General features: G+C 73.5%; 12 protein-coding genes. 4 read left to right on the forward strand and 8 right to left on the reverse strand.

The window, feature by feature from the left end; translation table 11 throughout:
• Complete coding sequence (locus FHX36_RS09675; RefSeq protein ID WP_110551735.1) at nt 1-1,401, reverse strand: TonB-dependent receptor; 1,401 nt, start codon at nt 1,399-1,401, stop codon at nt 1-3.
• Between the two features lie 140 nt (nt 1,402-1,541).
• Here FHX36_RS09675 and FHX36_RS09680 point away from each other — a divergent pair, with 140 nt between their 5' ends.
• From FHX36_RS09680 to FHX36_RS09695, 4 genes are all read left to right on the forward strand, one after another.
• Nucleotides 1,542-2,234 (forward strand): GntR family transcriptional regulator, encoded by a 693-nt coding sequence (locus FHX36_RS09680; protein WP_110551736.1) that lies wholly within the window; start codon nt 1,542-1,544, stop codon nt 2,232-2,234.
• 165 nt (nt 2,235-2,399) lie between these two features.
• Entirely contained in the window at nt 2,400-3,950 is a 1,551-nt protein-coding gene (locus FHX36_RS09685; protein ID WP_110551737.1) for an NCS1 family nucleobase:cation symporter-1, read from the forward strand.
• Nucleotides 3,951-3,958: 8 nt separating this feature from the next.
• Nucleotides 3,959-4,771, forward strand: a complete 813-nt coding sequence (locus tag FHX36_RS09690) for an aspartate/glutamate racemase family protein (protein WP_110551738.1) — start codon at nt 3,959-3,961, stop codon at nt 4,769-4,771.
• 156 nt (nt 4,772-4,927) lie between these two features.
• Nucleotides 4,928-5,224, forward strand: coding sequence for a DUF4190 domain-containing protein (locus FHX36_RS09695; protein WP_110551739.1), 297 nt, complete (start codon nt 4,928-4,930; stop codon nt 5,222-5,224).
• A gap of 57 nt (nt 5,225-5,281) precedes the next feature.
• On the opposite strand, the gene FHX36_RS23895 is transcribed toward FHX36_RS09695, so the two are convergent.
• From FHX36_RS23895 to FHX36_RS09730, 7 genes are all read right to left on the reverse strand, one after another.
• A complete protein-coding gene (locus FHX36_RS23895) occupies nt 5,282-6,352 on the reverse strand; it encodes a GGDEF domain-containing protein (protein WP_146251557.1) in 1,071 nt (356 codons plus the stop codon).
• Nucleotides 6,353-6,423: 71 nt separating this feature from the next.
• Nucleotides 6,424-7,635, reverse strand: a complete 1,212-nt coding sequence (locus tag FHX36_RS09705; RefSeq protein ID WP_110551741.1) for a threonine synthase — start codon at nt 7,633-7,635, stop codon at nt 6,424-6,426.
• A gap of 34 nt (nt 7,636-7,669) precedes the next feature.
• Nucleotides 7,670-8,461, reverse strand: coding sequence for a polysaccharide deacetylase family protein (locus tag FHX36_RS09710; protein WP_110551742.1), 792 nt, complete (start codon nt 8,459-8,461; stop codon nt 7,670-7,672).
• 146 nt (nt 8,462-8,607) lie between these two features.
• The gene (locus FHX36_RS09715) at nt 8,608-9,831 is read right to left on the reverse strand and encodes an HNH endonuclease (protein WP_110551743.1); all 1,224 of its coding nucleotides are present in this window, start codon (nt 9,829-9,831) and stop codon (nt 8,608-8,610) included.
• Between the two features lie 137 nt (nt 9,832-9,968).
• Nucleotides 9,969-10,820: a mycofactocin-coupled SDR family oxidoreductase gene (locus FHX36_RS09720; RefSeq protein ID WP_110551744.1), complete on the reverse strand. Its 852-nt coding sequence runs from the start codon at nt 10,818-10,820 to the stop codon at nt 9,969-9,971.
• 90 nt (nt 10,821-10,910) lie between these two features.
• On the reverse strand, nt 10,911-11,996 hold the full coding sequence (locus FHX36_RS09725) for an NAD(P)/FAD-dependent oxidoreductase (protein WP_258372657.1): 1,086 nt from the start codon (nt 11,994-11,996) through the stop codon (nt 10,911-10,913).
• 71 nt (nt 11,997-12,067) lie between these two features.
• Nucleotides 12,068-13,726, reverse strand: a complete 1,659-nt coding sequence (locus FHX36_RS09730) for a M48 family metalloprotease (RefSeq protein ID WP_110551746.1) — start codon at nt 13,724-13,726, stop codon at nt 12,068-12,070.
• Between the last annotated feature and the right edge of the window lie 39 nt (nt 13,727-13,765).

A 13,765-nucleotide genomic window follows, 5' to 3' on the forward strand; every position in this document is an offset into this window, starting at 1 on the left:
TCAGCGGTCCCGCTGGTAGCCGAAGAACCCGCGCTTGCGGATCAGGCCGCTCACCGCCGGCGGCACCATCGCCTCCCACGACTCGTCGTCGGTGGGGATCCGGCGCAGCACGTCGCGGCTGAGGATCGGCAGGTGGGCGGGGTCGTAGTCGGCCAGCCCGACGAAGCTGCCGCGCCGGGCGAGGTAGTCGTAGAGCGGCTGCAGCTCCTCGGCGACCCGGACGGTGTCGACCGTGACCACCTCGCCGTCGCGCAGCATCGGGTGCACGAACAGCCGCAGGTCGTTCTTCAGCAGCCGGCCGAAGCTCTCCAGGATGCCGCCGGGCAGGTGCGCGTGGGTGGCCTCGTCGAACATCTCGATCAGGCTCGGGACGCCCATGACCATGCCGATCCGCCGGTCGGTCCGCCAGCTCAGGTACGCGGCCAGCCGGTGGTAGGCCAGGAAGTCCGAGATCAGCACGGTCATCCCGCACGCGGCCAGCAGGTCGGCGCGGGCCAGGAAGTCCCGCCGGTCCACGACGTCGCCGCCGGCCCGCAGGTTCGCCATGGTCAACTCGGTGAGGACCAGGACGTCGGCCTCGTCGACCGCCGGGTCCTGCACGAACTGCTCCTGCGCCTTCTCCAGCATGGCGATGTTGACCACCGTGGGCGGGCGGAAGCTGCCGCGCTCGACCAGGATGGCGCGCTTGCGCAGCACCTCGCTGGGCTGCAGGACCTGCCGGTCGGGGCCGAACATCGCCGCGCCGCTGAGCCCGAGCTGTACCAGCTTGAGCGCGATCAGCCGGTTGTCGACCGCGCGGAACTCGATGCCGCGCAGCTCGATCATGTCGATCTCGATGCGCCCGGTGGTCAGCCGGTCGAGCAGGTTCTCGACCAGCCGCTCCGGCTCGTGGTGCAGGAAGAAGGCGGCGTGCAGCAGGTTGACGCCGACCACGCCCAGCGCCTCCTGCTGGAGGGCCGCCTCGTCGTCGAGCATCCGCACGTGGACGACGACCTGGCTGGGCTCGTCGCGGGGGTGGGACTGGAACTTCACGCCCATCCAGCCGTGGCACTCGTTCCCGCCGCGGTAGCTGCGCGCCACGACGGTGTCGGCGAAGGCGAAGAACGCCGTCTCGTCACCGCGCTGGTCGCTGAGCCGGTCCAGGTTCAGCTGGTACTCGTGGTCGAGCATCGCCTGCAGCCGGCCCTTGGACACGTACCGGTCGGACTTGCCGTAGACCGCGTCGCTCACCGACATGTCGTAGGCCGACATCGACTTGGCCACGGTGCCCGCGGCCCCGCCCGCCCGGAAGAACCAGCGCGCGACCTCCTGGCCGGCGCCGATCTCGGCGATCGTGCCGTACCAGCGGGGGTCGAGGTTGATCTGCAGCGCCTTCTGCAGGGTGTCCGCACCGGCGTCCATGTCGGGCTCCTGTCCTGGTGCCGCTCGGATGTGGCGGCAGGGTAGCGACCCCGGGTGGCCGCCGCGTGTCGGTCGGACGACGTCCCGTAACACTCCTCCGCTAGCGTCCCGGCCTCCGGCGGTGGAGGGAGGCGGTCGACGTGTCGAGGCAACGGCCGCCCGCGCCGTGGGTGCAGGCCCTGGCCAGCGCCCGGGACACCCCGTCGCAGGCGCTGGCGCTGGAGGAGCTGCGGTCGGCGATCCTCTCCGGCCGGGTGCGGCCCGGTGCGCCCATCCCGGTGGACGACGTCGCGGCGCGGTTCTCGCTCAGCCACATCCCGGTGCGGGAGGCGCTGAAGACGCTGGTGGCCGAGGGGCTGGTCGAGCACCAGCCGCGCGGGGCCTACGTCGTCGCCCGGCTGACCCGCGAGGAGCTGGCCGAGCTCTACGTCGTCCGGGCCAGCCTGGAGACCGCCGCCCTGCCCGCGGCGGTGTCCCGGGCGACGGCGGAGGACGTGCAGGTGGCGGCGTCCGCGCTGCGCGAGCTCGAGCGGGCGACCGCGACCGGCGGGCTGGCCGACCACCACCGGTCCAGCCGCCGGTTCCACCTGGCCCTGATCGCGCCGTGCCAGATGCACCGCCTGCTGCAGATGTTCGAGCGGGCCTGGAACGTCACCGAGCCCGGCCGGCCGATGTCGCACGCCTCTGCTGCTGCCACGGCCGCGCTCGCCGACGACCACGTGGCGATGCTCGACGCCTTCGCCGCCGCGGACGCCGACGCGCTGATCACCCTGACCGGCGTCCACTACGCCCGGCTGCAGGAGATCGTCGCGGCCCTGCCCGAGGACCGCTGAGCTCCGGGCCGCTGCGGATATACCCGCGGGGACACGCACGGGCAACACCCGCTCCCTAGCGTTCGCGCCGTCGATCCCGGACGGCCGCTCCCCCGGCACCTCCCGGCCACCGACGCGCTCGTCACCCGCCGCTGCCGCACCAGCCGACGACCCGCAGGAGCCTCCATGACGACCACCTCGCCCGAGCCGACGACGCTCGCGACCGACGTCCCCGCCGGCCACTCCGGGACGGCGCCGTCCGCGGCCGCGCCCGGCGGGGCCCTGATCGGCGCGGACTACGACCCCCGGCTCACCAACGAGGACCTCGCGCCGCTGCGCCAGCAGCGCTGGGGGTCCTACAACATCTTCGCGTTCTGGATGTCCGACGTGCACAGCGTCGGCGGGTACGTCACCGCGGGCAGCCTCTTCGCCCTCGGGATCGCCGCCTGGCAGGTGCTCATCGCGCTGGTGGTCGGGATCGTCATCGTCCAGGTGTTCGTGAACCTGGTGGCCAAGCCCAGCCAGAAGACCGGCGTGCCCTACCCGGTGATCAACCGGGCGGTGTTCGGCGTCAAGGGCGCCAACATCCCGGCGATCATCCGCGGCCTCATCGCGGTCGCCTGGTACGGCGTGCAGACCTTCCTGGCCGCCAGCAGCCTGAACATCATCTGGCTGAAGTTCATCCCGGGCTCGGAGTCGCTCCTCGACACGTCGTTCCTGGGCCTGGAGGCGCTGGGCTGGATCTCCTTCGCCGTGCTGTGGGTGGCCCAGGCGGCGCTCTTCTGGCGGGGCATGGAGACCATCCGGAGGTTCATCGACTTCGCCGGCCCGGCCGTCTACGTGGTGATGATCATCCTGGCCGTCTACCTGGTCTCCGAGGCGGGCTGGTCGAACATCGACCTCAGCCTGCACACCGGCCCGACGCTGACCGGCTGGGCGACGGTCACCACGATGCTCGGCGCGATCGCGCTGGTGGTCTCCTACTTCTCCGGGCCGATGCTGAACTTCGGCGACTTCGCCCGCTACGGGAAGAGCTTCGCCGCGGTGAAGCGGGGCAACCTGCTGGGGCTGCCGCTGAACTTCCTGTTCTTCTCGATCCTCACCGTCGTCTGCGCCTCGGCGACCGTGCCGGTGTTCGGCGAGCTGATCACCGACCCGATCGCCACGGTGGAGGCCATCGACTCGACGTTCGCGATCCTGCTCGGTGGGCTGACCTTCGTCATCGCGACGGTCGGCATCAACATCGTCGCCAACTTCATCGCCCCGGCGTTCGACTTCTCCAACGTCTCGCCGCAGAAGATCAGCTGGCGGGCCGGCGGGATGATCGCCGCCGTCGGCTCGGTCCTGCTCACCCCGTGGAACTGGTACGACAGCGCCGAGGGCATCCGGTTCACCCTCGGCATCCTGGGCAGCCTGATCGGCCCGCTGTTCGGCATCCTGATCGCCGGCTACTACCTGGCGAGCCGGCAGCGGATCGCCGTCGACGACATGTACTCGATGGCGCCGACGGGTCGGTACTGGTTCCGCGGCGGGTACAACCCGAACGCCGTCCTGGCGGTGGTCGGGGCCGGCGTGCCGACGATCCTGCTGACGCTGTTCGCCTCGGTCGGCGACTACGGCTGGTTCATCGGCTGCGCGCTGGGCTTCGTGCTCTTCGCCGGGCTGGAGCGGGTGCGGCCGATGATCGTGCTGCTGGACCCGGCCGAGGCCGGCGTCTCCGACGGAACCGTCGCCTAGGTCGCCCGGTGCTCATTCAGGTCGTCAACCCGAACACCACCGCGTCGATGACCGACCTGATCGGGAGCAGTGCCCGGGCCGCCGCCGGCCCGGGCACCGCGGTGGTCGCCGTGCACCCCGACATGGGGCCGGCGTCGATCGAGAGCCACTACGACGAGGCGCTGGCGGTGCCCGGGTTGCTCCGCCAGGTCGCCGCCGGGGAGGCCGCCGGCGCCGACGGGCACGTGATCGCCTGCTTCGGCGACCCGGGGCTGGACGCCGCCCGCGAGGTGGCCGTCGGCCCGGTGGTCGGGATAGCCGAGGCCGGCATGCGCACCGCGACCTACCTCGGCCGGACGTTCGGCGTCGTCACCACGCTGCGGCGCACCACCGGCCGGGCCTGGGAGCTGGCCGACCGGTACGGCGTGCGGGAGCAGTGCGCGACGGTGCGCGCGGTGGAGATCCCGGTGCTCGCGCTGGAGACCGACCCGGAGGCGCGCTCGCGGATCGCCGCCGAGTGCGCGGACGTCGTGGCCACCACGGGCTGCGACGCGATCGTGCTCGGCTGCGCCGGGATGGCCGACCTCGCCGCGGAGCTCACCGCCCGGGTGGGGGTGCCGGTGGTCGACGGCGTGGCCGCGGCGGTGGCGACCGTGGAGGGGCTGGTCCGGCTGGGGCTGGCGACCGGCAAGCGCGGGGAGTTCGCTCCCCCGCCGCCGAAGCCCTACACCGGGGCACTGGCCCGGTTCGGCAGTGCGCCGCATGCCGCCGAAGGAGCACCTCGACCATTCGATCGTTCCGTCGATGAACTGCCCAGAATGGTCGGTCGTCGCTCTGGGTGAACTGCATGTGACCTGACCCCTGGCATGAAGGCGCTGCTCGGAGAAGAGGTGTCGGCACGAAGTCGCTCGATCGGGTGACATGCGGATGAGTTCGCCATGACGCTGGGTAAGGGGCGCCGGCGGCACCCGGCCGCATTCTCCGAGAAAGGGACGACGATGAGCCAGAGCACGGGCTACAACGATCAGACCAGCACCGTCACGCGCACCCGGGGCACGAACGGCCTGGCGATCGCCGGGCTGGTGTGCGGCCTGGTGGGGCTGCTCTTCCTGCCGGTGATCCTGGGCCCGCTGGCCGTGATCTTCGGGGCGGTCGCGCTGAACAAGGCCAAGCAGGGCGCCGGGCTGCGCGGCATGGCGATCTCCGCGATCGTGCTGGGCATCGTGGACATCGCCATCTTCGTGGCCCTGCTCGCGCTGGCTGCGGACAGCGGCGCCTTCTCGACCAACTTCTGACCGGCACCTGGGGAGCCGGGGCACCCCCCGGTTCCCCGGGCCGGCGGGGCCGACCGGTCAGCGGACGGCGAGCGCCGCCTCCCACTGCACGGGGGTGTCCGGGAAGCCGTTGTGCGGGTCGCCGGCCAGCCAGGCCTGGTCCCGCCCGGCGTGCTTGGCGCAGTAGGTCGCCCGGTCGGCGTCCGCGAGCACCTGCTCCACGGTCTGCCCGGGCCGGACGACCGCGAGCCCGGCGGAGAAGGTGATGCCCAGGTCGGCCTCGGCGACCGACCTCCGCAGCCGCCGGACGAGCTCCTCGCCGCAGCGGTCCTCCTCGGCGCAGCGGAGCAGCACGAGCATCTCCTCGCCGCCGGAGCGGGCCGCCCGGTCGCGGGTGCGCAGCTGCTGCAGGAGCAGCCGGCCGAAGCCGGCGAGCACGTGGTCGCCGACCGCGTGCCCCTGCTCGTCGTTGACCTGCTTGAAGTGGTCCAGGTCGATGACGATGAGCACGTCGCCCGGTGCTGCCTCGGTGAGGAAGCGGGCCTGCCCGCGGCGGTTGGCCAGACCGGTGAGCGGGTCGACGAGGTTGTCGGCCTGGAGCTGCGCGACCAGGGCGTCGTGCCGGCGCTGCAGCCGGCCGAGCAGCTCGGCGAGGGTGAGCCAGGCGAGCGCGACGAACGCAGTGCGGACGTAGAGCTGCGAGGTCATCGCCGTCGCCGTCGCCATGTAGGCCGTCACCGCGGGGAGGAGCAGCGCCCAGCCACCACGCGGCGGCAGGAAGAGCCCGGCGTAGGCGAAGCAGAGCACGAAGAACCCGGCGAGGACCCCGCCGAGACCGGGCGCGGCGTCCGTCGCGATGACCAGCCCCGCCAGGGACAGCAGGGGGAACGCGAGCAGCGCCCAGGGCGACCAGCGGCCCCACGGCAGCACGAAGCTGAGCCACACCGCGACCAGGTGGAACGCGGCGACCCCGGCGAGCTGGGCACCGTGCACCGGGGTCGGGTACAGCACCACGAGGGCGAGCGCGGTGGCCAGCAGCGAACCGAGGCCGAGCAGCCGACCGTAGCCGACGGCCTCTCCGCCGCGCCACCACCAGCCGGGCAGCACGAGCGCCGGAACGCGGCCGGTCGACGGGTGACGAGTCCTCACCCCCGCTGGATCGGCGCGCACCCGCCCTCCGCTGGAGGGCTGCGCGCCACGTTCCTCCCGACGGGTGAGACCTACGGGATGACGCCGTCCTTGGCCAGCGTGGGGACGTCGACCGGCACGGTGTCCGGGTAGAGCAGGCCGCTGCCGGTGTTGAGGACGACGACCTCCTCGGTGCCGTCCAGCCAGCCGCTCTCCCGCAGCTGCCCGACCGCGGCGAAGCACGCCGCGCCCTCGGGGCAGACCCAGGCGCCCTCGTCGCGGGCCAGCTGGTGCTGGGCCGCGAGCAGCTCCTCGTCGGTGACGGCGATCGCGGTGCCCCCGGTCGACCGGACGGCGTCGAGCACCAGGAAGTCGCCGAGCGCCTTGGGCACGGTGATGCCGAAGGCGACGGTGTGCGGCGCGGCCGGGGCGGTGCTCTCGGCCAGGCCGGCGTCGAAGGCGTCGACGATGGGCGCGCAGCCGGCGGCCTGGACGGCGACGAGCCGCGGCAGGTCGCCGGTGATCCAGCCCAGCTCCCGCAGCTCGAGCAACGCCTTGTGGATCGCGATGATCCCGACCCCGCCGCCGGTCGGGTAGAGGATGACGTCGGGGCAGCGCCAGCCGAGCTGCTCGGCGATCTCGTAGCCCATCGTCTTCTTGCCCTCGATCCGGTACGGCTCCCGCAGCGTCGAGGTGTCCTGGTAGCCGGTGCGCGCGGCGACGGCCTGCCTGACCAGCGCGCCGGCGTCACCGATCAGCCCGTCGACCAGGTACAGCTCGGCGCCGGTGACGACGCATTCCCGGCGGGTGATCTCCGGGGCGTCGACCGGCATGGCGATGAGCGCGTCCAGGCCGGCCCGCGCGGCGTACGCGGCCCAGGCGGCGCCGGCGTTGCCGTTGGTGGGCATGGCGATCCCGCGCACCCCCAGCTCGGCTGCGCGGGAGACCCCGACCGCGGCACCGCGGGCCTTGAAGGCACCGGTGGGCACGAGGCCCTCGTCCTTCATCGCCAGCCGCGGGACGCCGAGGCGCGCGCCGTGCCGGGGCAGGTCGACCAGCGGCGTCATCCCCTCGCCCAGGCTGACCACGTTGCGCTCGCTCCGGACCGGCAGCAGCTCGTGGTACCGCCACAGCGTCGGCGGCCGGTGGCCGATCTGCTCGCGGGTGACGGTGTCGGCGACCTGCGCCAGGTCGTAGCGGGCGAGCAGCGGGGCGCCGATCGGCGAGGTGCCCTGGACGACGTCGGCGTCGTGCCGGGACCCGTCGCGGGAGCACTCCAGGTGGGACAGCGAGGAGAACGTCACCGGTGCATTCAACCGTCGCGCCGCGTGCCGCCGGTCAGGCGTCGGAGGACCACACGTCGGCCAGCGTGACGGTGACCAGCTGCCGTTCCTCGATGAGCTGCACGAACTGCGGGAGGACCTCGGTGACGGCGGGCCGGTTCGCGTGGCCGACGACGACGGCCTGCGCGAGGAACCACTCCTGCGCGTACCCGAGCAGCTCCTGCGGGCCGATCTGCCGGTGGTCGCCGAGCGTCCCGTTCCACAGCGCGATGGTCGGGTGGCCCAGGTCGGCGGCGATCCGGTCGACCTGGTCGGTGTGCGACCCGAACGGCGGGCGGAGGAACGGTGCCGAGGTGACGCCGTAGGTCGTCTTGAGGAACTCGTCGGCCCGGGTGATCTCCTCGGCCACCTCCCCGTCGCTGAGGGTGGCGAGGTCGGGGTGGGACCAGGTGTGGTTGCCGAAGGCGACCTGGCCGGACTCGACGAGCGGTCGCAGCGCCGGGGCGACGTCGGTCCAGGAGCTGTAGACGCCGTTGGGGAAGAAGGTGAGCCGGACGCCGGTCGTGGCGGCCAGGTCGACGAAGGCGGCGACCACCTCGGTGCTGGTGCCGTCGTCGATGGTGAGCGCGAGGGTCTGCGCCGGCCCGGGCAGGCTGGTCACCGGGCCGACGGGCGGGGCGACCGGGACGACGCCGTCCGGTCGGGTGTTGGGCGTGAGCAGCCGGGCGCGGTCGGCGGCGGGGGCGCCGGAGAGCGGGGCCGGGCCGGACGGGCTGGCGGTGCTCCGGCCGACGGCAGCACCGATCATCCCGGCGGCGATCACCGTGAGGAACGACCTGCGGTCCATGCCGGGAACGTAGGGAGCCCGCTCGGCGCGTCCGCGAGGCCGGCGAGGTGACGCGCCGGGCCCCCTCGGGAGGTCGGCCGGTCACAACGCGGCGTGCCGACCACGCCCACGAGCGTGAGGGCTGTCGTGGAGTGGCCGCTGCCGGCTCAGACGAGCAGCGGTGCGCCGAGTAGTGGCTGGGCGAGCAGGATCTCGGTGCCGTCGGGTCGCCAGGTGCGCCACCGCCCGCCGGGGTCTCGTTCGATGCGGAAGCCGTGGTGGACCTTCGTGTGGTGGCGTTCGCAGAGCAGTGCTGAGTTGGTCAGCGATGTCTCTCCACCGTGCAGCCAGTGGACGAGGTGGTGGACGTCGCCCCAGTGGGTCGGTGCGGTGCAGCCGGTGAAGACGCAGTGCCCGTCGCGCTGCTCCACCGCCCGCCGGATGTGCGCCGGCACCACGCGGTGGGTGCGGCCGACGTCGAGTGGGAGCCCGTCGGGGCCCATCACGATCCGGGAGACGGTGCCGTCACAGGCCAGCCAGCGGGCGCGGGCGGCGGAGATCCGTGCCCCGAACCCGGTCGCGGCCGCACCGGGTCCGGTGGTGGAGGTGTCGGCGAGGTCGTCGGCGTCGATGGTCACCACGACGTGCGGCTTCACCGTGCGCAGCGTGGGCAGGGTGCCGGCGGCGAGCTGGTTGTCGCAGAGCTGCACGAGCGCGTCGGCGTTCTGCTGGCCGCGGGTCCGGTCGTCGCCCTTCGGGCGGGAGGCTTGCACGATCGACTCGATCGCGGCCTGCACCTTCTCGCCACCCACGGCATCAAGGTCGAAGCGTCCGGTGACGCTGCCGTCGGTGTGCCGCGCGATCGTCAGCCGCCGACCCTCGGTGGGGTCGGGCTCCACACCATCGGGATCGAGAGCAGCCTCGAACGCCTGCACCGCGGTCTTCAGCACGTCGTGCGGCGACTCGACCGCGACCGCCGTCCAGGCCTCATCGAACGGCGCCAGGTCGATGCCCTGCTCTTCGGCCCGCGCGACCTCGCCCGGGCCGACCGTGCGCGCGACGACGTCCACCTGCTCGGCCGTGACCTCGCCGTCGGCAAAGCCGGCGGCCATCGCCGGGAAGTGCTCCAACGCCCGCCCCGACCGCACCACCCGCGACGCCTCCGCCGGCGCAAACCGGACGTGCTCGATCAGCCACGACCGCATCGACTTCAGCCCGTCGCGCTCCGCGGCCTGGCGGACCTCAGCATGGCGCACGGTGCGGGTCAGCTCAGCCGCCACTCGGTTCCCCACGGCCACCAGCAGAGCCACCCGCTCCAGCACCTCACCGTCAGAGAGGCCGTGCAGCTCGTCGCCCGCCAGCGCATCCAGGACCGACCGCAACTCGCTCACGACACCTCCCGATCGACTCGAACACCTGTACGAAGTCTAGCCGAACGGGAGCGCCCCGACCACCCGTATCCGCAGGTCAGGCGCCTGTCCACAGATCACGACCGGCCCTTGACAGGGCCGGCCGCGAGCCGGATGAGTCAGCGGTTGGTGCGGCCCAGGTCGACCGGGAGCTGGATGCCGGTCACGTGCCGCGCCTCGTTAGACGCCAGCCACGCCACGGCGGCGGCGATGTCGTCGGCCTGGCTGACCGGGTCCGGCAGCTGGCCCATGTAGAGCGTGCTCAGCGTCGGGCTGGCGTCCTGGATCATCGGGAACAGCTCAGGCACCGTGAGGCCGGTCTGCACGCCGTGCGGGTGCACCGTGTTGACCCGGATCCGGTACTCGGCGAGCTCGTTCGCCAGCGTCTTGGCCAGCCCGGTGACGCCGTGCTTGGCCGCGACGTAGCCGGCGAGGTACGGCAGCCCGCGCAGGCCGGCGACCGAGCTGGTGAAGATGATCGCCCCACCGGTGCCCTGCTCGATCATGATCGGGATCGCCGCCTTGGCGGTGTGGAACGGCCCGGTCAGGTTGGTGTCGATCTGCTCCTTCCAGTGGGCCGCGTCGATCTCCCAGGTCCTCGCGGCGGTCGTCGTCCCGGCGTTGGCGATGACGACGTCCAGCCGGCCGAGCTCGGCGACCCCGGCGTCCAGCGCGGCCTTGAGGCCGTCGTAGTCGCGGATGTCGGCCTGGGTGGCGACGATGCGGCGGTCCAGCGCCTCGACCAGGCGCACCGTCTCGGCCAGGTCCTCCGGGGTCGAGCCCTCGTACTGGGTCTCCGGTACCTGGGCGGCGATGTCGACGGCGATGACGTCGGCACCCTCGGCCGCGAGCCGAACCGCCTCGGCGCGCCCCTGACCGCGGGCGGCGCCGGTGATGAAGGCGACCTTGCCCTCGAACCGGCGGGCGATCGGGTCGTGCGGGACAGGGGCTTCGGGAACCGGGTTCGTCATCGCGCGTCTCCTCCAGGTCTGCGTCGTCGCAGGGCCGGGCGGCCCGACGCGGACTCTGCCACGCTCGTGGCACTCTGTGCCACGAGCGGGTCAACCGAAGCGGTCGACCCGGAAGGTCGCGAGCAGCGAGCTGGGTTCCCCGGTGAGCACCTCCTCGGCGAGCAGCTCGCCGACGACCAGGCCGAGCGTCGCGCCGCTGTGGGTGAACGCGACGTGCAGCCCGTCGACGCCGGGGACGGCGCCGACCACGGGCTGCCCGTCGCCCGGGATCGGCTTGCGGCCCGCGCCCCAGGACGCCGCCGTCAGCAGCGGACGCCCGGCCAGCACGTGCGAGGCCTCGCGCAGCAGACCGGCGACCGTCGCGTCGCGGACCTCGAACGTGCCGTCGTCCCGGGCGACGACCTCCTCCTCCGACCAGGCCGCGTCCAGCACGAGCCCCCCGCCCGGAGCCGGCCGCAGGGCGACGCGAGGCGTGTTGAGCACGGCGTGCAGCGGCGTGTCGACCGGCGCGGTGCGCACCAGCAGGGCGAGGGACGTCGCATCGGGCACCGGAACGCCGAGCTCGGCGAGCGCCGCTGGGACGGCGGCTCCGGTGGCCAGCACGACGGCGTCGCCCGCGTGCACCGCACCGTCGCCGCCGCGCACGCCCACCACCCGCCCGCCCCGGACGACGGGTTCGCACCGGCCGGCGCCGGTCCGGACCTCTCCCCCGGCGGTGGTCAGGTCACCCACCAGCTGGCCGACCAGCGACGGCAGGTCCACCCACCCCTCGTCCGGGTTCAGCACCGCGCCTTCTGCGGCGACGGCGGCCGGGTCGACGCCGGGCACCCGCCCGGCGACGTCCTCCGGCGACAGCCACTCGGCCGGGTAGCCGACCTGCTGCTGGCGGGTGAAGGCGTCGCGCGCGCCGTCGCCCCAGTGCAGCCCGCCGTCGAAGCGCACGTGCGCGCCGCCGTCCGGGAGGGCGCGGTAGCGCTCGAGACCGAGCAACCGGAGCCGGCGGTATTCCTCGCGGTACGGGCCGGCGGAGTTGAGCCAGGACAGCGACCGCCCCGACGCCCCGCTGGCCAACGTGCTCTCGGTCAGCAGCGTGACCTCGGCGCCACCGGCCGCCAGCCGTGCCGCGGTGGACGCACCGAGCACCCCACCGCCGACGACCGCCACTCGCTGTGCCACGCGCCCTCCCGTCCGCCCGGCGAGGAGACCCGGGCCGGGCTCCATCCTGACGCCGGCGGGCGGGTCGCGGCTCAGCCGGTGAGCGAGATGAGCAGCCAGGCAGCTCCGCCGACCGCTGCGATCGCCACGGCCAGGGCGTACGCGACCACCCACTGGAAGCCGCGCACGCGCCTGCCATCGGCCGGCACCAGCTCGCGCAGCTCCAGCACCGGCGCCGGGCTGCGCCGGTACCAGCCGCGGACGACGACGTCCGCGTCCACCAGGTCGGGGACCCGGAGCAGGCCGAACAGGCTGCGGGCGAAGGGCCACGGCTGCTGGTAGAGCACCGGCACGAAGCCGGACTCGTCCTGCACGACCAGGTCGGGGCTCAGCACGTAGCCGGGGGTGCCGCGACCGACCACCCGCCCGCGGAGCTCCACCGGCAGCCCGGTGACGGGGCTGGCATCGAGCCGGGTCAGCAGCTCGGTGACCCGGGACGTGGGCCGGCTGGAGCCGAGCGGACGGCCGAAGGCGGTGCGCACGAGCAGTGCCACGCCGCCGACGGTGCCGGCCTGCGCGAGCAGCAGCCAGTCGTCCGACCCCCACGCGACCGCGCCGACCAGGAGCGCGATCAGCGGCAGGTACCGCACCGGCAGCTCCAGCCAGAAGCGCCGTCGCGCCCTGGCCAGCTCCGGGCCGACGCAGGACCGCGCCACCTCGTGCGCGCTCCACCGTTGCGGGGCGCCGGGCAGCCCGCTGTCCTCCAGGGCGGCGATGCGCCGCACGATCAGCGGGTGGGTGCTGAACAGCTGGGTCCAGCGGGCCCACGGGTTGCAGGTGTCCCAGCGGAGCGCGCCGATCACCTCGCGTGGCTCGAGACCGCGTTCCCGGGCGGCCAGGACGGTGGCCCCCTGTCCCTGGTCGGCGATGCCGAGCAGACCGGCCGCCCGCATGCGCTGGTGCCGCCGGTCCTCCTTCGCCAGCGCCTTCCGCCGCTCCTTCTGCTTGTTCTGCGCCGCCTCGTGCGCGGCGGCCGCTCGCTCCGCGTCCACCTGGCCCATCCCGTAGCCGATGGTGACCAGCGCGGAGCAGAGCGCGTCACCGTCACCGGTGACCGAGCAGCTGTAGTGGTCGGCGCCGAGCTCGCGGGCCCGGCTGAGGGCCAGCACGACCAGCTGCGAGAGCAGGTAGCCGATGTAGCTGATCACCGCCGGGATGGCGGTGTTGGCGTTCCGGTCGTTCCGCAGCGCGAGGAAGACGTAGTAGAGGAGGACGGGCACGGTGCTGGCGATCGCCATGGCGAGGACGTCGTTGTGCTTGACGTGGCCGACCTCGTGGCTGACGACGGCGTCCAGCTCGCGCTCGTCCAGGCGCTCGAGGAGCCCGCGGGTCACGTAGATGCGGGCGTTGCCGCGGGTGTGGCCGAACGTGAACGCGTTCGGCGTCCCGTCCTCGACGATGCCGAGGCGCACCGGCCCGACGCCGGCCCCGGCGCAGCGCCGGGCGACGATGGCGCCGACCGGGTGACCGGTCTGGTACTCCCCGTCGGCCCAGGGGACCCGGGTGGCCGGGATGAGCCACTGGATCAGGGCGGGCGCGACCGCGTACTGGACGGCGACGAGCACCACCGCCAGCACGATCGGCACCCACAGCGGGGCACCGAGGACGACCAGCACCCCACCGCCCGCGGCGAGCAGCGCGGCGAGCAGGGTCAGGGAGAGCGCGGAGCGGCGGAGCACGTAGCCGGTCATGGGGGCTTCCCGATCGTCGACGACAGAGTGCGGTGCCGG

The organism is Modestobacter versicolor (assembly GCF_014195485.1).
Classification (GTDB): domain Bacteria; phylum Actinomycetota; class Actinomycetes; order Mycobacteriales; family Geodermatophilaceae; genus Modestobacter; species Modestobacter versicolor.

Bases quoted from the DNA above. Each gene is read 5' to 3' on its own strand.
- FHX36_RS09720 (WP_110551744.1), bottom strand. From the start codon at position 10,820: ATGACGAACCCGGTTCCCGAAGCCCCTGTCCCGCACGACCCGATCGCC.
- FHX36_RS09675 (WP_110551735.1), bottom strand. From the start codon at position 1,401: ATGGACGCCGGTGCGGACACCCTGCAGAAGGCGCTGCAGATCAACCTC.
- FHX36_RS09730 (WP_110551746.1), bottom strand. From the start codon at position 13,726: ATGACCGGCTACGTGCTCCGCCGCTCCGCGCTCTCCCTGACCCTGCTC.
- FHX36_RS09685 (WP_110551737.1), top strand. From the start codon at position 2,400: ATGACGACCACCTCGCCCGAGCCGACGACGCTCGCGACCGACGTCCCC.
- FHX36_RS09695 (WP_110551739.1), top strand. From the start codon at position 4,928: ATGAGCCAGAGCACGGGCTACAACGATCAGACCAGCACCGTCACGCGC.
- FHX36_RS09710 (WP_110551742.1), bottom strand. From the start codon at position 8,461: ATGGACCGCAGGTCGTTCCTCACGGTGATCGCCGCCGGGATGATCGGT.